Origin of the sequence: Nakamurella alba, assembly GCF_009707545.1 — a bacterium.
Taxonomy (GTDB): Bacteria; Actinomycetota; Actinomycetes; order Mycobacteriales; family Nakamurellaceae; genus Nakamurella; species Nakamurella alba.
Genome location: NZ_WLYK01000001.1, coordinates 1371583 through 1391394, shown reverse-complemented (window position 1 = coordinate 1391394; position 19812 = coordinate 1371583). Strand labels below are relative to the sequence as shown.

Here is a 19812-nt window from a genome sequence, read left to right as displayed (position 1 = left end):
CTTGCCAGGCAGCGCGTCCCCGGTCCGCACGACCTGCGAGATTCCGCCGGTCCGAGCGGTTCTGCGTTGTTACCGTGACGGCATGATCACGCACCGCCGACGACGCCGCCTCTCCGCCACCGCCCTGGCGCTGGCCACGCTGTCGGCGGCGGCCTGCAGCCCGTCCCTGTCCGGCTCGCCAGCCCGGGGCACCACGAGCGGTTCTGCCGGGTCGACGGTCAGCAGCACGTCGGCCGGCGCCGGCGGCATCACCACCCCGCCGTCCGGTCTGCCGCTCACCTCCTCGGACTCACCCGGGATCAGCACCCGGCCGACCGCCGGCTCGTCGACGGCCACGTCGTCGGCCGGTGACGGCTCCGGCATCGGCGCGGACGGCATCGGCGACCCGTACTACCCGACCGCCGGCAACGGCGGCTACCAGGTGGACGGCTACGACCTCGCGATCACCTACGACCCGGAGACCAACGACTTCAGCGGCACCGCGACCATCACCGGCAGCGTCACCGAGGCCGTGGACCTGCGCCGCTTCAACTTCGACCTGCAGCCGACGCTCGAGGCGTCTGCGGTGACGGTGAACGGTGAGGCGGCCACCGTCGAGCACGACGGTGCGGAGCTGATGGTGACGCCGGCCTCGCCCCTGGCGCCGGAATCGAAACTGACGATCGTGGTCGAGTACGGGGGCTCACCGGAGCTGATCGAGGGTGGCACCGCCAACCTCGGCGACGGCGGCTGGTACCGCACCCAGTCCGGCGGCGCACTCGCCCTCGGCGAGCCGTTCTCCGCCTCCGCCTGGTACCCGGCGAACGAGCACCCGTCCGACCCGGCCACCTTCGCCGTCACCGTGACGGTGCCGGACGGCTGGGACGTCATCTCCAACGGCATCGAGCAGCAGAGCAACGGCGGTGCGCCGGCGGGCATGACCACCAGCCGCTGGGTGCAGGCCGAGGAGATCCCGACCTACCTGACCACGCTGTACATCGACAAGTTCACCACCACGACCGGCACCACCTCGGCCGGGATCCCGATCGTCAACGCCTTCGCGCCGGTCAGCGACGTCGCCCGGTACGAGGCGCTGAGCAAGGACACCGGCGCGATCATCGACCTGCTGACGACCTACCTCGGCGAGTACCCGTTCGACTCCGTCGGCGGCATCTACACCGGCGAGGCCATCCCGTTCGCGCTCGAGACGGCGACCCGACCGGTGTACGCCAACTGGGTCGACGAGGACACCGTGGTGCACGAGCTGGCGCACCAGTGGTTCGGCGACGACGTGTTCGTGAAGACCTGGTCGGACATCTGCCTCAACGAGTGCTTCGCCTCCTACCTGCCGTGGATCTGGTTCGCCGACACCGAGAACCGTGACCTGGACGCCGTCTGGAAGGCTCAGATGGCGACAGTGGCGCGGGACAGCCAGTTCTGGAGCTCACCGCTGGTGGACATGGGTGCGGGCAACGAGTTCAGCGCGGTCTACACCCGGGGACCGCTGGCCCTGCACGCGCTGCGGGCCGAGATGGGCGACGACAAGTTCTTCCAGATGCTCAAGGGCTGGATCGCCGACAACCGCGGCCGCAACGCCACCTTCGACGAGTGGGCGGCCTACACCTCGCAGGTGGCCGGCACGGACCTCACCGACTTCATCGACGCCTGGTTCCGCGGCACCACCGTGCCCGCGCAGGAGTTCCGCTACCCGGGCAACCTGGGCGGGTGAGACAGCTCCGCCCCGTGCCTGTGGTGGCACGGGGCGGAGTCTTTGTCAGCGTATCCGGCCGGGATCAGGAACCCTGGAGCCGCTCGGCGAGGTAGCCGCGGACCTGGTCCAGCGCCACCCGCTCCTGGGTCATCGCATCCCGCTCGCGGATGGTCACGGCCTGGTCGGTGGCGGTGTCGAAGTCGACGGTGATGCAGAACGGCGTGCCGATCTCGTCCTGCCGCCGGTAGCGGCGGCCGATCTGGCCGGCGTCGTCGAACTCGATGTTCCAGGACTTCCGCAGCTCGGCGGCGAGATCCTTGGCCACCGGTGACAGGTCGGCATTGCGGGACAGCGGCAGCACCGCGGCCTTGACCGGGGCCAGCCGCGGATCGAGCTTGAGCACCACCCGCTTGTCCACGCCGCCCTTGGTGTTCGGCGCCTCGTCCTCGGTGTAGGCCTCCAGCAGGAACGCCATCATCGGGCGGCCGACACCGGCCGCCGGCTCGATGACGTACGGCGTCCAGCGCTCGCCCGCCTCCTGGTCGAAGTAGGACAGGTCGTTGCCGGAGTGCTCGGAGTGCGTCTTGAGGTCGAAGTCGGTCCGGTTGGCGATGCCCTCCAGCTCGCCCCACTCGCTGCCGGCGAAGTGGAAGCGGTACTCGATGTCGACGGTGCGCTTCGAGTAGTGGGACAGCTTCTCCTTCGGGTGCTCGAAGAAGCGCAGGTTGTCCCGGTCGATGCCGAGGTCGGTGTACCAGTTCATCCGCTGCTCGAGCCAGTACTCGTGCCACTCCTCGTCGGTGCCGGGCTTGACGAAGAACTCCATCTCCATCTGCTCGAACTCGCGGGTGCGGAAGATGAAGTTGCCCGGGGTGATCTCGTTGCGGAACGACTTGCCGATCTGGCCGATGCCGAACGGCGGCTTCTTCCGCGACGAAGTGGCCACGTTGTTGTAGTTGACGAAGATGCCCTGGGCGGTCTCCGGGCGCAGGTAGTGCAGGCCGGACTCGTCCTCGACCGGGCCGAGGAAGGTCTTCAGCAGCCCGTTGAACTCCTTGGGCTCGGTCCAGGCGTGCCGGGTGCCGCAGTTCGGGCAGGCGATGTCGTCCAGGCCGTTCTCCGGGGCGCGGCCCTTCTTCTCCTCGAACTCCTCCTCGAGATGATCGGCCCGGTAACGCTTGTGGCAGTTGGTGCATTCCACCAGCGGGTCGACGAACGCTGCGACGTGCCCGGAGGCCACCCACACCGACCGGGGCAGGATCACCGACGAGTCCAGGCCGACCACGTCCTCGCGGGAGCGGATCATGTACGACCACCACTGCCGCTTGATGTTGTCCTTCAGCTCGACGCCGAGCGGACCGTAGTCCCACGCCGACTTGGTACCGCCGTAGATCTCACCCGACGGGTAGACCAGACCCCGGCGCTTGGCCAGGGAGACGACGGCATCGATGCGGTCTGCGGATTTCGCGGCGGCCACGGCGGCAACTCCTCGTTGTGACGTGCGGACGACAGGCTTGCGTCCACCCATCGAGCCTAACCAGTCGGCGCACCCTGCTTTCACCGCTCGGACCGGACACTGCTCCTCCCGCTGTGTTGCCCTGGTGTTTGTGTTGCCCTGGCGTCAGCCTTCGCGGACCGCGCTGATCCGGTAGCCGTCCGGGGAGGCCTCGAGCACCAGGATCCGCCGGGCGTCGGCGCGCGCGGTGGTGCTGCCGATGGACCGGCCGGCCGGGTCCAGCACCTGATAGGCCGGGAGGCTGTCGGTCACCGCGACCTCCACCGTGGCCGCCCGGTGGGTCGCCGGCGACCCGGGCGCGCTGGCGGTGACCAGCCGGTGGGCGGCGCCGCTCACCCGGCGGTCCTGTGCCAGCAGCTGCTCGATCAGAGCACTGTCCGCCCGGTGCACCGCCGATCCCGGCACCTCCGCCGCGGCCAGCAGGTCCGGGTCCCGCCGGATCAGCGCCAGCGCCCGGGCAGCGTCCAGTTCTCGCACCACCGCCGCCCAGTCGGCCGGGGCGGCATCGGGCTGCGCGGCCGGTGGCGACGACGACGGCGGGGCGGACGACGGCGGGGCGCTCGACGGTGGTGCGGGCGACGGCGACGGTGGTGCGGATGAGGTGGCAGGAACGGGTGTGGTCGTTGCCGGGACCGATGCCGACGCCATGGCCGACACCGAGGGAGCAGACGAGTCGGACGACGACGCAGCTGCCGGTGGGCCGGCCGAAGCGGGCGACACCGTGTCCCAGTTCGCCCACCACAGGCCGGCCTGCACGGCACCGATCCCGACGATCACGCAGGCCAGGCCGAGGGCGACCGGCCGCCAGCGCCGGGTCCGGCGCATCACGGGACCGGCCGGGACGACCGGCGGATCGCCGCGCCTTGCCCGGGTGACCAGTCCGGCCCGGGTCAGCCGCCCCGGATCGGCGGGCTCCGGATCGGCCGGCCGGACGCGCTCCTCCGCCGGCACCGTGCTGTCAACCAGTGCCAGATCGATGGGCTCGGGGATCCCGCACCGCTTCAGTTCGAGGACCACCCCGGCCGCCGGCGGGCGCCGGTCCGGGTCGGCGTCGAGCAGGTTGCGGATCACCTCGGCGATCTCCGGCCAGTCCTCGCCCTCGTCACCGGGGTCCGGCCACTGCCCGGCCGTGGACTGGATGAGCACGTCGCGCAGGTCGTCCGCGGGCCAGGCGTGACGTCCGGTGAGGCAGGCCAGCGCGACGGACCCGAGCGCGAACAGGTCGGCGCCGGCCGTCGGCACACCGCCGCGGGCCACCTCCGGGGCGGCATCGGCCGCAGTCAGCGAGACCTCCGACCCGTCCCCGAGCGCCGCGCGGGCGGCGCCGAGATCGGCCAGCAGCGGCCGGCCGATGCGGTCGAACAGGATGTTGCCCGCGGAGACGTCGCCGTGCACCATCCCCCGGCCGTGGGCGACCGCCAGCACCGAGAGCACCGGCAGCAGCACGGTCAGCAGCTCACCGGGGCGCAGCCGACCGCGCCGCTCGAGCAACCCGGCCAGCGATCCGCCCGCGGCGAACTCGGTGACCAACGCCGCCCGGTGATCGTCGGCGACCACACCGAGCACCTCCGGGAGGTGCGCGTGACCGATGGCCGCGGCCACCGCCGCCTCCCGGTCCAGCTCGTCCCGGCGGTCGACCGGGACGATCTTGAGCGCGACCGCCCGGCCGGTCGACGACTGCACCCCGCGGTGCACCACCGCCGACCCGCCGCGACCGATCTCCTCCTCAATGCGGTACCCGCCCAGCTCGGAACCGCCTGCCACCCCTGGTGTCTCCACCGGGTTCTCCCCTGTGCTCTCCCCCATGCGCAAGCACGCTAGCCACTTCCCCGACTGCGGATCCGGGTTGTCCACAATCCCCTGACGAGGGGCGGTCGGAGCCGTCCACAGGTCGGCGTACGGTGTCCGCATGCGAGATCGCGCCGTTCCCCTGGAGATCATCGAGGCCGGGGACGTGGACTACCCCACCGCATGGGACCGGCAGCGTGAGCTGGCCGCCGCCCGCGCCGACGGGCTCGGCCCGGACACGGTGCTGCTGCTCACCCACCCGCCGGTCTACACCGCCGGCAAACGCACCCGCCCCGAGGACCGCCCGGTGGACGGCACCCCGGTGGTCGAGGTCGATCGCGGCGGCCGGATCACCTGGCACGGACCGGGTCAGCTCGTCGGCTACCCGATCGTCGGGCTGAGCGATCCGAAGGACGTCGTCGGCTACGTCGGTGCCCTGGAGCAGGCGATCATCGCCGTCTGCGAGGACCTGGGGCTGACCGGCACCGGTCGGGTCCCGGGCCGCAGCGGGGTCTGGCTACCGGCGGACGGCATCAAGCAGGAACGGAAGATCTGCGCGATCGGCATCCGCGTCACCCGCGGCGTCTCGATGCACGGCTTCGCGCTCAACTGCGATCCGGACCTGGCGGCCTACGACCGGATCGTCCCGTGCGGCCTCACCGATGTCGGAGTGACCTCGCTCAGCGCCGAACTGGGGCGGCGCGTCACCGTCGACGAGGTGCTCACCACCACGGCGCGACGGGTTCGGCAGGCGCTGGACGGGGAACTCCCGATCCAGGACAGGGACCTGCACCGGCCCGCCGTCCCGGCGGGGGTGACCTGGGACCTCGACCCGGCGCTCGCCCGCTGAGGCGATCGGGCAGGATGGTGGGCCAGGCATGCAGCACGAGGAACCGGACACCCGGGCAATGTCCGCACAGGACACCCGGGCACAGCCCGTCCAGCAGGACCAACGAGCGCAGCAGGATCAACGAGCGAGGAGCGCAGGGATGAGCAAGACGACGGCCGGTTCGGCCGCCCACGATCTGGCGGAGAAGGCCGAGAAGGTGGCGGAGAAGGTCGCCGACCAGGCCACCGAGGTCGCCGGCAAGGTCGCGACCTTCGCCACCGGGGCCGCCCACGACGTCGCCGAGAAGGCCGGTGAAGTGGCGGAGAAGCTGAACCGCCGCACCCGCAAGGCCCGCGCCAAGGCTGCGAAGCGTGCGCAGAAGTCGCTGGCCAAGGGCTCGGCCAAGGCCCAGGACTCGATCACCAAGGGCACCGCGTCGGCGAAGAAGAGCGCCCTCGCCGGTGCCGCCGTGGTCGCCGCGAAGGCCGCTGCGGCCGCGCACGAGGCCGACCGCAAGGCCGCGAAGCTCGCCGACAAGGCCGCGAAGAAGGCCGGCAAAAAGAAGCACCCGGTGCGCAACATCCTGCTGCTCGGCGCGCTGGCCGGTGGCGTCGCGGCGGCCGTGAAGTTCCTGCGCTCGCCCACCCCGCCGGCACCGGAGACCCGCCCGGCGCCGACCACCCCGGCCAAGCCGGTGGCGGAGAAGGTCGCCGAGGTGAAGGACGCGGTGGTCGAGAAGGCCGCCGAGGTGAAGGACGCCGTCGTCGATAAGACCGCCGAGGTCAAGGACGCGGTGGCGGACAAGGTCGAGGACGTCAAGGAGGCGGTGGCGGACAAGGTCGAGGACGTCAAGGACGCCGTGGCCGACAAGGTCGACGACCTGAAGGACGCCGCGGACGATGTCAAGGACGCGGCCGCGGATGCGAAGGACGCCGCCGAGGCCGCCAAGCCGAAGCCGGCCCCCCGCACCCGCACCGCCGCGCCGAAGGCGAGCGACAGCAAGTGAGTGATGCTCCGGCCGGTCGCAAGCTGCTGCGGCTCGAGGTCCGCAACGCTGCCGTCCCGGTGGAACGGAAACCGGAGTGGATCCGCACCCGGATGAAGACCGGACCGGAGTTCAACTCGCTGCAGAACCTGGTGAAACGCGAAGGGCTGCACACGGTCTGCCAGGAGGCCGGCTGCCCGAACATCTACGAGTGCTGGGAGGACCGGGAGGCCACCTTCCTCATCGGTGGCGACCAGTGCACCCGGCGCTGCGACTTCTGCCTGATCGACACCGGCAAGCCCGGCGAACTGGACCGGGACGAGCCGCGTCGGGTGGCCGAATCGATCGCCACGATGGACCTGCGCTACGCGACGATCACCGGCGTCACCCGCGACGACCTGCCGGACGAGGGCGCCTGGCTCTACGCGGAGACGATCCGCAAGGTGCACGAGCTGGCCCCGCAGACGGGCGTGGAGATCCTGACGCCGGACTTCTCCGGCAAGGCCGACCTGCTGCAGCAGGTGTTCGACGCGAAGCCCGAGGTGTTCGCGCACAACCTGGAGACGGTGCCGCGGATCTTCAAGCGGATCCGGCCGGCGTTCACCTACGAGCGCTCGCTGGACGTCATCTCGCAGGCCCGGGCGGCCGGCATGGTCACCAAGTCGAACCTGATCCTCGGTATGGGCGAGACCCGCGAGGAGATCTCCCAGGCGCTGCTCGACATGCGCGAGGCGGGCTGCGACCTGGTCACCATCACCCAGTACCTGCGGCCCACCCCGCGGCACCACCCCATCGAGCGCTGGGTGAAGCCGGACGAGTTCGTCGAACTGCGGGAGGAGGCCGAGCGGATCGGCTTCCTCGGAGTGATGTCCGGGCCGCTGGTCCGCTCGTCCTACCGCGCCGGCACCCTCTACCGGCAGGCGGAGGCCGCCCGCTCCCAGGTGTGAGGACTTCCCTACCACGGGTGTGAACCGCTCGGTCCTGGATGTGAGGACCGCTCGGTCCTTGATGTGGGCCCGGCGGACGTATCCTGTGCGCTATGGCCAAGAGCAAGTCAGGTGGTGCTGCCGTCTCCAAGGAGGAGAAGAAGGCAGCGAAGGTCGCTTCGAAGGCGGCGCGCAAGGAACGCTGGAGTCAGATCTGGCAGGCGTTCCAGATGCAGCGCAAGGAGGACAAGAAGCTCCTCCCGATCCTGATCGGCACCTTCCTGATCGTCGCGGCGATCGGTACCGGGATCGGCCTGCTCACCTTCACCTGGTGGATCGGTCTGATCTTCGGCGTGATCATGGGCGTCCTCGTCGCCATGATCGTGTTCGCGCGGCGGGTGCAGTCCAACGTCTACAAGCAGGCCGACGGCACCCCCGGCGCCGCGGCCTGGTCGCTGCAGAACAACCTGCGCGGGCGCTGGCGGATCACCCCGGCCGTTGCCGGCACCACCCAGCTCGACGCGGTGCACCGGGTCATCGGCCGCCCCGGCGTGATCCTGATCGGCGAGGGCGCCCCGCACCGGGTCAAGCCGCTGCTCGCGCAGGAGAAGAAGCGCATCGCCCGCGTCGTCGGCGAGAAGACCCCGATCTACGACATCATCGTCGGCCACGACGAGGGCCAGACCCCGCTGAAAAAGCTCAACCCCTCGCTGATGCGGTTGCCGCGCAACATCTCCCCCTCCGAGGTCTCCGAGCTCGACACCCGCCTGGCATCCCTGGCCAAGACCTCCCTCGCCGCCGGCATGCCCAAGGGCCCGATGCCCGCCGGGGCGAAGATGCGCAACATGCAGCGCGCCACCCGCAAGGCCCGCTGACACCCCGCCCCCACCCGGCGCGAGGATCAACTTCCTCGACGCGCACGAAGTTGTTGACGACTGTCCCATCAGTCCCAACGGCGACAACTTCCTGCGCGCAGCCGGTGTCGGAGCACCTCGGCCTGGCAGTGACAGCAGGTCGTCACTGTGGGAGGGCTCTCATGCGGCGCTTCAGGCTTGGGCGCAGCGTCGAGCCCGGCCGCGCGTACGAAAGTGTTGACGCCTGTCACATCCGCCCCAAAGACGGCACCTTCACACGCGTCGAGGACTTTGATCCTCGCGCCCAGGGAGGTGCGGTCAGCGCATGCGAACGACGACCGTGCGGCAGAGCCGGTCGTGCCATCCGCGGCCGTCGGGGTCGGTGACCAGCGGCGGCACGACGAGGAAGATCAGCGCGGTGCGCGGGATCGCCCAGAGGCCGACGTAGGTCCGGCCGAGCGGCGCCACCCGGATGCCCAGCAGGCCCTGACCGGGCGTGTACCCGAGCACCGCGACGGTGATCACCGTCATCACCGCCCAGGTGATCAGACTCCAGTTGCGGGGCAGTTCGGGGCGGGTGAACAGCAGCGCGATGCCGCCGGCCAGCACGATGTCGATCAGGAACGCGCCGACCTTCGAACCCATGCCCGCGACGGACGTCACACCGGTCTCCGGAAGGCCGAGACGCCGTCCGGGCCAACTGGGTTCGGCCTCAGCACTCATGCACCGAGCGTAGGCGACGGCAGACGGACGATTGCCCGCCGTTAACCCGCGGGAAACAATCGAGAGACCCGAAGGCAACACCCCGTCCCTAGCGTGGCGACGAATGTCCGGATCCTCGTGACCCGGCATCAGGCCGCCCCGTGCGGCCGAGTTGTACGCCCTGTCACCGACGCGAAGGAGTGCGTGCGTGTTCTCCACCCCCGAAGAACTGGTCGCCTACATCAAGGACAACGACGTCGAGGTCTTCGACATCCGGTTCTGCGACCTGCCGGGCATCATGAACCACCTCACGGTGCCCGCCGGCACGGTCTCGGTCGAGTCCCTCGCCGCCGGTATGGCCTTCGACGGGTCGTCGATCCGCGGCTTCCAGTCGATCCACGAGTCGGACATGACGCTGCTGCCCGATGTCACCACCGCCCGGGTCGACCCCTTCCGCCGCCGGAAGACGCTGACCTGCAACTTCTTCGTGCACGATCCGCTGACCCTGCAGCCGTACTCGCGCGACCCGCGCAACATCGCCCGCAAGGCCGAGGAGTACCTGGCCAGCACCGGCATCGCGGACACCGCGTACTTCGGCCCGGAGGCCGAGTTCTACGTGTTCGACAACGTGCAGTTCGGCGAGTCGGCGGCCGGCAGCTTCTACAAGGTCGACTCCGAGGAGGGCTGGTGGAACACCGGCCGCGAGGAGGAGGGCGGCAACCTCGGCTACAAGACCCGGTTCAAGGGCGGCTACTTCCCCGTCCCGCCGTACGACCACCACGCGGACCTCCGCGAGGACATGACCGCGAACCTGATCTCGATGGGCTTCGACGTCGAGCGCGGCCACCACGAGGTGGGCACCGGCGGCCAGGCCGAGATCAACTACAAGTTCAACACCCTGCTCGCCGCGGCGGACGAGCTGATGCTGTTCAAGTACATCATCAAGAACACCGCGTGGGACGCCGGCAAGACCGCCACGTTCATGCCGAAGCCGCTGTTCGGTGACAACGGTTCGGGCATGCACGCCCACCAGTCGCTGTGGTCCGGCGGCAAGCCGCTGTTCTACGACGAGGCCGGCTACGGCGGCCTGTCGGACACGGCCCGCTGGTACATCGGCGGCCTGCTGCACCACGCCCCGTCGCTGCTGGCCTTCACCAACCCGACGGTGAACTCCTACCACCGTCTGGTCCCGGGCTACGAGGCCCCGGTCAACCTGGTCTACTCGGCCCGGAACCGCTCCGCCTGCATCCGTATCCCGCTGACCGGCACCAACGCCAAGGCGAAGCGCATCGAGTTCCGCTGCCCCGACCCGTCGTCGAACCCGTACCTGGCGTTCGCCGCGATGCTCATGGCCGGGCTCGACGGGGTCAAGAACAAGATCGAGCCGCCGGCTCCGGTCGACAAGGACCTCTACGAGCTGCCGCCGGACGAGGCCGCCAACATCCCGCAGGTGCCGGCCTCCCTCGGCGCGGTCATCGACCGCCTCGAGGTGGACCACGACTACCTGCTCGAAGGTGGCGTCTTCACCCCGGATCTCATCGAGACCTGGATCCGGATCAAGCGCGAGGAGATCGACGCCGTCCGTCTCCGCCCGCACCCGCACGAGTTCGCGATGTACTTCGACATCTGATCGGTTCGCACGCTCACCGCAGCGAATCTGATCGATCCTGATCGACGCGAAGGCCCCCGCTCCGGCGGGGGCCTTCGTGCTGTCCGGACCCAGGACCGCCGACCTGCTCAGGCGACGCAGAACTCGTTGCCCTCGGGATCGAGCATCACCACGTGGCCGAGGACCGACCCGCGCTCGTCGGTGTAGTGCTCCTCGCGCACCTCGGTCCCACCGAGAGCGACGAGCGCGTCGACCCTCCCGCGGATCAGCAGCGCCCGGGCCGCCCAGTCCCACGGCGGCTCCCCCGCCATCCGGATGTCGATGTGGAAACGGTTCTTCGCCGACTTCGACTCCGGGACCCGCAGGAAACCGATCGCCGGCCTGATGTCCTCCGGGTCGAGCACCGTCGCGCTCTCCGCCGAGCAGTCGTCCGGATCGATCACGTAGTCGAGTGCCTCGGCCCAGAAGGCCGCCAGACGTTGCGGGTCGTTCGCGTCGGCGCCGATGCTCCAGTGCTGGCTCATGTCAGGCACGGTACGACCGAAACCGGACGGGTTGCGTCCGGATGTGGCCGGGCGCTTCGGCGGACATGGATGGCCGTCACGGCTGCCACCGAGGTATCGGTTTCAGACGGGTAGGCCGAGGACGATGACGGCGGTCATCACCTTCGACCGTGACTGCGACATCGGTGCTCACACCATTCTTCTCGTGGTGCTGCGGATCTCCGACGCGATCCTGTACAGATCAAGCTCTCTCGGCGGGCGGCCGGTCAGCCGGCGGTCGGGTCGATGACCTGGCCGACGAAGAGCGGTGTGGCCGTGGCGGTGTCGTGGATGACGTAGTAGAAGGCGTGGTCGACGACGAGGTCCACCTTGCGCGGTTCGGCGGGCGGCGGTGCGGAGCCGGCCTCGACGAGCACCGCCGTCGCGGCCGCCGCTTCGGTGCCCTTCTCGTCAACGATGATCCGCGCCTCGTGGATCACGTCGCCGATGACCAGATCGCCCGGCTTGCCGGCGATCCCGGACAGGTCGATGTCGTCGGCGAACAGGTCGCCGGCGCCGAGCGCACCGAGCGCATCCTGCAGCGACACCGCGGTGCGCGATTCGAAGGACGGGAAGGTGAGGGTGATCTCGGCATCCGGGGCGTCCGCCACCTCCAGCAGCAGGCCCTTGCCGAGAGCGGCGCCGACCTCGTCGAAGCGAGCCTCCTCCGGCAGCACGACGGTCATTGCGAGGTCGCGTCCGGCGTAGGGCAGCACCGCCGCCTGCCAGCCGTCGCCCTCGGCGTAGCCGGAGGTCAGCACCCGGTGCATCAGGTCGGTCTGCACAGCGGCACCGGCAGCGGAGATGAAAGTGCCGGGGGCGGTGGAGTCCTCGTCGAACGGCAGGTGCCAGGAGGCCTTCAGGTACAGCGCGTTGACCAGCACCATCCGGGTGATGTCGGTGATGGAGCCGTCCGGCAGCAGGGTCGGGATCAACTCGTGCGTGCGTTCCGACACCCAGGCGTTGATCGCCCGCCGGGCTCCTTCCGGTGCGGCCACGAAGTCGGTGACCCGCATCCCGGCGGCATAGCCTTCGGCGAGCGCCTGCAGGAACTCCGGCCGGACGTCGTAGCCGGACTGTGCCCAGATCATGTTCGCCGCGTCGACCGCGGTCTGCACCTTCTTGCCCATCCCGTCGCGCGTTCCGGCGGCGACGGCCGCGGCCAGCGCGGCGTCGGCGGTGGTCAGCGCCGCCGCCACCTCGGTCGGGTCACCGCCGAGCAGGTCACGGAACAGGTCGAGGGTGGCGGCGCGGGCACCCAGCGCCGTCATCCCCAGCGCCGACACCACCGAGTACGGACTGACCAGGGTGTTGCCCGGGGTCGCCCCCGCGGCCACCACCGCACGGAACAGGTCGGCCCCAAAGTCGGCGAACCGGCCGCGGGCCTGCTCGTCGGTGAGGGTGGAGCGCCGGGCGGCGTCGATCTTGAGCAGCGATCCCTCTCCGGAGGACAGATCCTCCGCAGGCCGGCTCGGCAGTCCCGCGGTGCTGCCGCAGCCGGTGGCGAGGGCGGCCAGCAGAAGGCCCGCCCCGCCGAGGAAGTCGCGTCGTCTCATGGCGCTTCGACGCAGCGGACGGTGCTGTCGGTTGCATCGGCGGCCAGGACCACCCGATCCGACCAGTGCGGCCTCCCCGCTAGAGTGACCGGGCCAGTTGCCACCTGAGGACGTCGACGCAGCAGCGGTCGACCCAGCATCGAGAGGTCGTCACCATGCCGGTGTTCGCCGTGATCTACCGCTACACCGACAACACCGAGGCACTCACCGAGCACCGGCCCGCGCACCGGGTCTTCCTCAACGAGACCGATCACGGCGACGTCGAATTCCTGGTCACCGGACCGTTCGCCGACGGGGCGCCCGGTGCCCTCATCGTGGTGTCCGGGCCCGATCTGGCCGCCGTCACCGCGACCATGGACGAGGACCCCTTCGCCGTGCAGGGCGGCATCATCGCCGAGCGCGAGATCCGCGAGTGGACCCAGGTCAAGTCCCCCTGGATCTGAGTTCTCCCGGCTCGGTCAGGCCGTCGGATCGGTGATCTGACCGAGGAACAGTGGCGCGCCGGTGGTGGTGTCGTGGACGACGAAGAAGAACGGCCGGTCGATCACGAGCGTTTCCGGCGGTGGGGGCGCTGAGGAAGCCATCATCAGCATTGCGGTGGCCGCAGCGGCCTCGGTGCCATCCTTGTCGACGGTGATCACCGCCTGGTGCACCAACTCGTAGGCCTCGAGCGGCGGCGTGATGTCGGCGATCCCGGTCCAGTCGGCCGTATCCGGCGTGAAGATGTGGTCGTAGCCGAGTGATCGGACGTGCTCGACCAACGACAGCTTGCTGGCCGCGTCGAAGGCCGGGAAGGTCAGGTCGACGGGGATCCCACCGCCCCCGGCGCGGGTCGCGACCGGCAGCACCTCCGGCAACTGCTCCCGGAATCCGGCGATGCCGTCGTCCGGGACGATGAGCGTCATGCCGAGGCCGGCTCCGAGGTAGGGCACCGTCGCCGACCGCCAGCCCTTCCCCGCCGCTCCCGAGACCGTGAGCGGGGTCCGCATGCCCTCCACGGTGACCGCGCCGGTGGGAGTGGTGAAGGACAGGTCGCCGGTCTCCTCCAACGGCTCCATCCACGGCGCTGACAGGTACACGGCGTTGACGAGGGCCATCAGCGTGTCCACCGTGATCGCGCCCTCGGGAATCAGTTCCGGGATCAGGTCGCGGGTGCGGTCGGCCACCCAGTCGTTGATCGTCAGCCGTGAGGCCTCCGGGTCGCCCTCGAAGTCCAGTTCGTACACCGCGCTGTCGAAGCCTTGGCGGACCCCGTCGAGAAAGTCCTGCTCCACCGGTAGCCCAGGTTGGACCCAGATCGAGTTGCCGTTGCCGAACTCCAACGGCCGGTTCGGCGGGGCGTCCGGTGAGGTGGGGATCATGGCGCCCGCGGCGATGGCCGCCTTCACCGCCGCGTCGACCGCGGTCACAACAGCTCCCTGCACGTCGGGGTCCGCGCCCAACAACTGATCCAGCTGCGCGGCCGTCTCCCCCTTCGCACCCACCCGGGCCATCGCCAGCACGGCGTACACCGAGTACGGGCTGATCACGGCATTCTCGTCGGGCTCAAGCGCACCCAACAGATCCAGGCCGAACCCGGTCAGGGCTTCCGACGCCACCGCGGCTGACGCCGGCGCGACCCGCTTGCCGTCGCCCTTGAGCTCGACCGGCGCGGCGAGGGGCACCTCGCCGCCCTGCATGACCGACCCAGAGCTCCCGACCGTCGAGGGACTGTTCGGCCCACCGGTGCCGGCGCACCCCGCGAGCGCCACCACCGCCAGAACCGCCGTTGACGTCGACAGGAGCGCACGCCGCGACCTCGAGAATCCACCCATGAGGGCAGGACGGAACACCGACCTCACACGGTTGCACGGGGACGGCGAGGAGTTTCAGCCGCCGGCGGCGGGCTCCGGCACCGGCTCGACCTTCTCCACCACACCGCGGATCCGCTGGCTGATCACCTGCGTGATGCCGTCGCCGCGCATGGAGACGCCGTAGAGCGCGTCGGCCGACTCCATCGTGAACTTCTGGTGGGTGATGATGATCAGCTGGGAGGAGTCGCGGAGCTCGGTGAGCAGGCCGACCAGCCGGGTCAGGTTGACCTCGTCCAGCGCCGCCTCGACCTCGTCCATGATGTAGAACGGGCTGGGCCGGGCGCGGAAGATGGCCACCAGCATGGCGACCGCGGTCAGCGACCGCTCGCCACCGGACAGCAGCGACAGCCGCTTCACCTTCTTGCCCGGCGGGCGGGCGTTGACCTCGATGCCGGTGGTCAGCATGTCGTCGGGGTTGGTCAGCACCAGTTCGCCGTCGCCGCCGGGGAACAGCGTCGCGAACACCGTCACGAACTCGCGCGCGACGTCGTGGTAGGCCGAGGTGAAGATCTCCAGGATCTTCTCGTCGACCTCCGTGACCACGGTGAGCAGATCCTTGCGGGTCGACTTCAGGTCCTCGAGCTGGGTGGCCAGGAAGCTGTGCCGCTCCTCCAGCGCCGCGAACTCCTCCAGTGCCAGCGGGTTGACCTTGCCCAGCAGGGTCAGGTCCTTCTCCGCCCGCTTGAGCCGCCGCTCCTGGGTGCCGCGGTCGAACGGTGCCGGCTGCGGCCGGCTGACCTCCTCGCCGCGTTCCTTCGCCGCCTCGTACTCGGCCATCTCGGCCGGTGACGGCGGCACCGGGACGTCCGGGCCGTACTCGGCGACCAGCTCAGCGACGCCGAGACCAACGTCGGACACGGCCTTCTCAGCCAGCTGCTGGACGCGCAGGGTCTGCTGGGTGCGCTGCACCTCGTCGCGGTGCACGGCGTCGGTGAGTGCGTCCCACTCCTTCTGCAGCTCGGCGGCCCGCCGACGGGCATCGGCCAGGGCCGCGTCCGCGGCGGACCGGGCAGCGGTGGCCTGCTCCCGCGCGGTACCGGCGTCGACCAGTGCCCGCTCCAGCGCCGCGGTCGCCCGGTGACCCAGTTCGACCACCCGGCCGGCCAGCTCCGCCCCGGCCGCCCGGCGCCGGGCGGCAGCCTCGGCCCGCTCCCGGGCCTGCCGCTCCTGGGCGGCGGCCCGGCGCAGGTTCTCGGCGGTGCCCGCGGTCGAGCGGGCGCGTTCCTCCGCTGATCGCAGCGTCAGCCGGGCGTCGACCTCGACCTGCCGGGTGGCGGCGGTCCGCTCCTGCAGATCGTCCCGGACCGACGAGTCGATCTCCTCCGGCGACTCCTCGTCCTCGGCGGCGTGCAGCCGGGATTCCAGGTCGTCCAACGACTGTCGGTGCTGTTCGCGGCCGTCCTCGGCCGCCTGCCGCTGCTTGTCCAGCCGGTCGGCCTCCGCCGTCGCCGACCGGACCGCACCGCCGAGCCGACCGAGCTGCTCCCCCACCGCCGACAGCGACGCGTCCGACTCGTGCAGAGCGCTCAGCGTGGTCTCCGCGTGCGCCGCCCGGGACTGTGCCTCCTGCTTCGCGCCGGCCAGCGCAGCTTCGAGACCGCCGATGGTGCCGGTGATCTCGGCAAGCTCCTGCTCGGCACGATCCAGCGTCGCCTGGATCTCCAGCACCGACTGCTTGCCGGTGCTGCCGCCGTCCGCCCAGGCGCCGCCCAGCACATCACCGGTGGTGGTGACGGCCCGCAGATCGGGACGTTCGGCGATCAGCCGCCGGGCCGACTCCAGGTCGTCGGTGACGACGACGCCGGCGAGCAACCGACCGACGGCGTTCCGCAGTTCGGTCGGAGCCGTCACGAGATCGACGGCCCAGCGCGCAGTGTCGGGCAGGGTGCCACCGGACGCGAGGTCAGGGGCGCCGCCGATCACCAGCGGTGCACGACCGCCGTCGTGCTCCTGCAGCCAGCGCACCGCCCCGACCGCATCGTCCAAACCGGCGACGGCGATCGCGTCGGCGAACCGGCCGAGCGCACCGGCCACCGCGGCCTCCGCGCCCGGGGTGATGTCCAACAGGGAGGACAGCGACCCCAGCACACCGTGCACGCCGTCGCCGGCCGCGAGCAGCGCACCGGCCGCGTCCTTCCGGTCGAGTCCGAGGGACAACGCCTCGGCGCGGGCGCGTAGGCCGGTCTGCGTGGTGCGGGCGGCCCGCAGCGACTCGGTGAGTTCGGTGACCCGGGCGACTGCGGTGTCCACCGCCGCCTCGGCGGCCTCGTGCGCTTCGTCGAGGTCGACCTCGCCCGCATCCAGTTCGCCGACGGATCCCTGCAGGGTGTCGAACTCGGTCTGCGCCTCGCCGGCCCGCCGCCGGGCGTCCGCCACCGCGGCCGCCAGCCGGGCGACCTCGTCACCGGACGCGGCGAGCCGCGACCGCACCGCGTTGACCTGACCGGACAGTCGGGCCAACCCCTCGCGGCGGTCGGCGATCGCCCGGGTGGCGGTCATCAGTTCCTGCTCGGCGGCGCGCAGCTCCTGCTCGGACTCGGTGCGCTCGGCCACGGCGGATGCGAGCTGCTCGCGCGCTTCCTCGACCAGCTCCTGCTTCTCGATCTGGTCCTGCTCGGCCTCCTCGGCCGCCGCCTCCAGTTCCTCCGGATCCCGGCCGGTCCCGACCGGACCGGTCGGCGCCGAGAGGTTGCGGGCGCGCTCCTCGGCCAGGGAGATCGTGCCGCGGTACCGCTCGGCCAGCGAGGACAGCCCGAACCAGGTCTCCTGCGCCTCGTCCAGCGCCGGCGTCGCCGCAGCGACGGCCTCGGCGGACACCTCCGTCTCCGCGGTCACCTCCGCCAGCAGCCGCTGCACCCGCGTCCGGTTCTCCTGCGCGGCCTGCTCGTCGCGCGCCTCCTGCTCCAGGGTCCGGATCAGGTTGGCGAGGTCGTCCGCGAGCAGCCGGGCCCGGGCGTCCCGTAGGTCGGCCTGCACCCCGGCCGCGCGCCGCGCCACCTCGGCCTGCCGGCCGAGCGGCTTGAGCTGGCGACGCAGTTCCCCGGTCAGGTCGGACAGCCGGGTCAGGTTCGCCTGCATCGCATCGAGCTTGCGGAGCGCCTTCTCCTTGCGCTTGCGGTGCTTGAGGACGCCGGCGGCCTCCTCGATGAACGCCCGCCGGTCCTCTGGCCGCGCGGACAGCACCGCGTCCAGCTGCCCCTGGCCGACGATGACGTGCATCTCGCGGCCGATACCGGAATCGGACAGCAGTTCCTGGATGTCGAGCAGGCGGCAGGTCGACCCGTTGATCTCGTACTCGCCGCCGCCGTCCCGGAACATCCGGCGGGTGATCGAGACCTCGGCGTACTCGATGGGCAGGGCGCCGTCGGCGTTGTCGATGGTCAGGGTGACCTCGGCGCGGCCGAGCGGAGGCCGGTCCGCCGTGCCGGCGAAGATGACGTCCTCCATCTTGCCGCCGCGCAGCGCCTTCGCGCCCTGCTCGCCCAGCACCCAGGCGATGGCGTCGACGACGTTGGACTTACCTGACCCGTTGGGTCCGACGACGGCGGTGATGCCCTTCTCGAACCGCAGCGTGGTGGACGAGGCAAAGGACTTGAAGCCCTTGAGAGTGAGGGACTTCAGGTACACAGCTGCCCGTCCCTCCCGTTCGCCGGCATGGTTCACCGACCGGTCACGTGCCGGTCGCCCGTGGAGCCTACCCGCCGACGGTGGGCGTCCGATTCGTCACACGATGCGGTCGGCGGGACCGGAATACCTCCGACGTTGCTTGCGCTTTCAAGTACCGAACGGCCCGCATCCCGCGGGTGCGCGTCGTGAAGGAGTTGCCACCATGACCATCACCATCGCCGGCGCCGCCGGCCAGTTGGGTGCCGCTGTGATCGACGGGCTGCTGGACACCGTCCCTGCGGCCGACGTCATCGCCCTGGTCCGTACCGACGAGCGCGGCGCCGAGCTGGCGGCCCGCGGTGTCACCGTCCGGGTCGCGGACTACGACGATGCGCCCGCGGTCACCGCCGCGTTGGCCGATGCCGATCGCTTCCTGCTGATCTCCGGCAGCGCCGTGGGCCGCAGGTTCGAGCAGCACCGCCGGCTGATCGACGCAGCGGTTGCGGGTGGCGCCTCGCTGATCGCTTACACCAGCGTGCTGTCCGCCACCGGGTCGATCAACCCGGTCGCGCCGGAGCACCAGCAGACCGAGGCGTACCTGGCCGAGGTCGGCGTGCCGCACGTGCTGCTGCGCAACGGCTGGTACTCGGAGAACTACGCGCCGACCGTCGAGCAGGCCTCGGCCACCGGCGTGCTGCTGACCAGCGCCGGTGACGGCCGCGTGGCCAGTGCCTCCCGCGCCGACTACGCCGGTGCCGCGGTGGCCGTACTGACCACCGACGGACACGCCGGGCGCACCTACGAGCTCTCCGGTGACCTCGCCTGGACCCAGGACGAGCTCGCCGCCACCATTGCCGAGGTCACCGGCAAGCCTGTTGCGGTACAGCAGGTCTCGGGCGCCGAGCAGCAGGCCGCACTGGTCGCCGCCGGACTGCCGGACGGTGTGGCCGGGTTCGTCGTCGGGGTCGACGCCGCGATCGCCAAGGGCGAGCTCGGGCTCGTCACCGGTGATCTCTCCGCCCTCCTCGGTCACCCCACCACCCCCCTCGCCGACACCCTCAAGGCGGTCGTGGCCTCCTGACCCACTGCGGTTGTTTCCGTTCGGTACGGGAACGACCGACCGCGCCTTGACCGGCGCCGGCTGAGTGGGTGCCCGGATCCGGGACCGAAACCGTTGCGTGGCAATGGAAACGATCCCGGATTCGGTCATTCTGGGGTCGAACCGCCAACTGCACCCGGAAGGGGCGGGCCGGGAGGGGAGACCTGTTGCCGAGCGCTCAGATCCGGGACCGAAACCATTGCGTGGCAATGGAAACAGTCCCGGATTCGGTCGCCCTGGGGCCGAACAGCCACGCC

Annotated in this window: 15 protein-coding genes; 8 read left to right on the top strand and 7 right to left on the bottom strand. The window is 70.7% G+C overall.

Annotated features, from left to right (window positions below; translation table 11 throughout):
• The first annotated feature begins 82 nt into the window (after positions 1-82).
• On the top strand, positions 83-1708 hold the full coding sequence (locus GIS00_RS06235; RefSeq protein WP_154767379.1) for a M1 family metallopeptidase: 1626 nt from the start codon (positions 83-85) through the stop codon (positions 1706-1708).
• Positions 1709-1772: 64 nt separating this feature from the next.
• On the opposite strand, the gene GIS00_RS06230 is transcribed toward GIS00_RS06235, so the two are convergent.
• Together GIS00_RS06230 and GIS00_RS06225 are read right to left on the bottom strand one after the other, a co-directional pair.
• Complete coding sequence (locus tag GIS00_RS06230) at positions 1773-3218, bottom strand: glycine--tRNA ligase (RefSeq protein WP_154767378.1); 1446 nt, start codon at positions 3216-3218, stop codon at positions 1773-1775.
• A 93-nt stretch (positions 3219-3311) separates the two neighbouring features.
• A complete protein-coding gene (locus GIS00_RS06225; protein ID WP_196073142.1) occupies positions 3312-5012 on the bottom strand; it encodes a serine/threonine-protein kinase in 1701 nt (566 codons plus the stop codon).
• 103 nt (positions 5013-5115) lie between these two features.
• On the opposite strand from GIS00_RS06225, the gene lipB reads away from it, so the two are divergent.
• The 4 genes from lipB (at position 5116) to GIS00_RS06205 (ending at position 8609) form a co-directional block, all read left to right on the top strand.
• Positions 5116-5844, top strand: coding sequence for a lipoyl(octanoyl) transferase LipB (gene lipB, locus GIS00_RS06220; RefSeq protein WP_154767376.1), 729 nt, complete (start codon positions 5116-5118; stop codon positions 5842-5844).
• A 139-nt stretch (positions 5845-5983) separates the two neighbouring features.
• Positions 5984-6829, top strand: a complete 846-nt coding sequence (locus GIS00_RS06215) for a hypothetical protein (protein ID WP_154767375.1) — start codon at positions 5984-5986, stop codon at positions 6827-6829.
• The gene (gene lipA, locus GIS00_RS06210) at positions 6826-7755 is read left to right on the top strand and encodes a lipoyl synthase (protein ID WP_322097578.1); all 930 of its coding nucleotides are present in this window, start codon (positions 6826-6828) and stop codon (positions 7753-7755) included. The genes GIS00_RS06215 and lipA overlap by 4 nt, the downstream gene beginning before the upstream one ends.
• Before the next feature lie 92 nt (positions 7756-7847).
• The gene (locus tag GIS00_RS06205; protein ID WP_154767374.1) at positions 7848-8609 is read left to right on the top strand and encodes a DUF4191 domain-containing protein; all 762 of its coding nucleotides are present in this window, start codon (positions 7848-7850) and stop codon (positions 8607-8609) included.
• A gap of 297 nt (positions 8610-8906) precedes the next feature.
• Here the strand turns inward: GIS00_RS06205 and GIS00_RS06200 are convergent, their stop codons facing one another.
• Positions 8907-9311, bottom strand: coding sequence for an RDD family protein (locus GIS00_RS06200; protein WP_154767373.1), 405 nt, complete (start codon positions 9309-9311; stop codon positions 8907-8909).
• Between the two features lie 187 nt (positions 9312-9498).
• Between GIS00_RS06200 and glnA the strand changes: the two genes are divergently transcribed.
• A complete protein-coding gene (glnA, locus tag GIS00_RS06195; RefSeq protein ID WP_322097577.1) occupies positions 9499-10920 on the top strand; it encodes a type I glutamate--ammonia ligase in 1422 nt (473 codons plus the stop codon).
• 107 nt (positions 10921-11027) lie between these two features.
• On the opposite strand, the gene GIS00_RS06190 is transcribed toward glnA, so the two are convergent.
• Positions 11028-11423, bottom strand: a complete 396-nt coding sequence (locus GIS00_RS06190; RefSeq protein WP_154767372.1) for a VOC family protein — start codon at positions 11421-11423, stop codon at positions 11028-11030.
• 245 nt (positions 11424-11668) lie between these two features.
• Positions 11669-12997 (bottom strand): serpin family protein, encoded by a 1329-nt coding sequence (locus tag GIS00_RS06185; protein WP_154767371.1) that lies wholly within the window; start codon positions 12995-12997, stop codon positions 11669-11671.
• Between the two features lie 155 nt (positions 12998-13152).
• Between GIS00_RS06185 and GIS00_RS06180 the strand changes: the two genes are divergently transcribed.
• Positions 13153-13440 carry a YciI family protein gene (locus tag GIS00_RS06180; RefSeq protein ID WP_154767370.1) on the top strand — a complete coding sequence of 96 codons (288 nt, stop codon included), beginning with the start codon at positions 13153-13155 and terminating at the stop codon, positions 13438-13440.
• Between the two features lie 15 nt (positions 13441-13455).
• Here GIS00_RS06180 and GIS00_RS06175 read toward each other — a convergent pair whose 3' ends face one another.
• Positions 13456-14661: a serpin family protein gene (locus GIS00_RS06175; protein ID WP_196073141.1), complete on the bottom strand. Its 1206-nt coding sequence runs from the start codon at positions 14659-14661 to the stop codon at positions 13456-13458.
• A 204-nt stretch (positions 14662-14865) separates the two neighbouring features.
• Positions 14866-18477: a chromosome segregation protein SMC gene (gene smc / locus GIS00_RS06170; protein WP_322097576.1), complete on the bottom strand. Its 3612-nt coding sequence runs from the start codon at positions 18475-18477 to the stop codon at positions 14866-14868.
• Positions 18478-18679: 202 nt separating this feature from the next.
• Between smc and GIS00_RS06165 the strand changes: the two genes are divergently transcribed.
• Positions 18680-19537: an SDR family oxidoreductase gene (locus GIS00_RS06165; RefSeq protein ID WP_154767368.1), complete on the top strand. Its 858-nt coding sequence runs from the start codon at positions 18680-18682 to the stop codon at positions 19535-19537.
• The last annotated feature ends 275 nt before the right edge of the window (positions 19538-19812 follow it).

Excerpts from the sequence above, each read along its gene's own strand:
- GIS00_RS06205 (WP_154767374.1), top strand. The coding sequence starts at position 7,848 with ATGGCCAAGAGCAAGTCAGGTGGTGCTGCCGTCTCCAAGGAGGAGAAG.
- GIS00_RS06230 (WP_154767378.1), bottom strand. The coding sequence starts at position 3,218 with ATGGGTGGACGCAAGCCTGTCGTCCGCACGTCACAACGAGGAGTTGCC.
- GIS00_RS06185 (WP_154767371.1), bottom strand. The coding sequence starts at position 12,997 with ATGAGACGACGCGACTTCCTCGGCGGGGCGGGCCTTCTGCTGGCCGCC.
- GIS00_RS06165 (WP_154767368.1), top strand. The coding sequence starts at position 18,680 with ATGACCATCACCATCGCCGGCGCCGCCGGCCAGTTGGGTGCCGCTGTG.
- GIS00_RS06235 (WP_154767379.1), top strand. The coding sequence starts at position 83 with ATGATCACGCACCGCCGACGACGCCGCCTCTCCGCCACCGCCCTGGCG.
- GIS00_RS06190 (WP_154767372.1), bottom strand. The coding sequence starts at position 11,423 with ATGAGCCAGCACTGGAGCATCGGCGCCGACGCGAACGACCCGCAACGT.
- lipB (WP_154767376.1), top strand. The coding sequence starts at position 5,116 with ATGCGAGATCGCGCCGTTCCCCTGGAGATCATCGAGGCCGGGGACGTG.
- GIS00_RS06200 (WP_154767373.1), bottom strand. The coding sequence starts at position 9,311 with ATGAGTGCTGAGGCCGAACCCAGTTGGCCCGGACGGCGTCTCGGCCTT.
- GIS00_RS06180 (WP_154767370.1), top strand. The coding sequence starts at position 13,153 with ATGCCGGTGTTCGCCGTGATCTACCGCTACACCGACAACACCGAGGCA.
- GIS00_RS06225 (WP_196073142.1), bottom strand. The coding sequence starts at position 5,012 with ATGGGGGAGAGCACAGGGGAGAACCCGGTGGAGACACCAGGGGTGGCA.
- GIS00_RS06215 (WP_154767375.1), top strand. The coding sequence starts at position 5,984 with ATGAGCAAGACGACGGCCGGTTCGGCCGCCCACGATCTGGCGGAGAAG.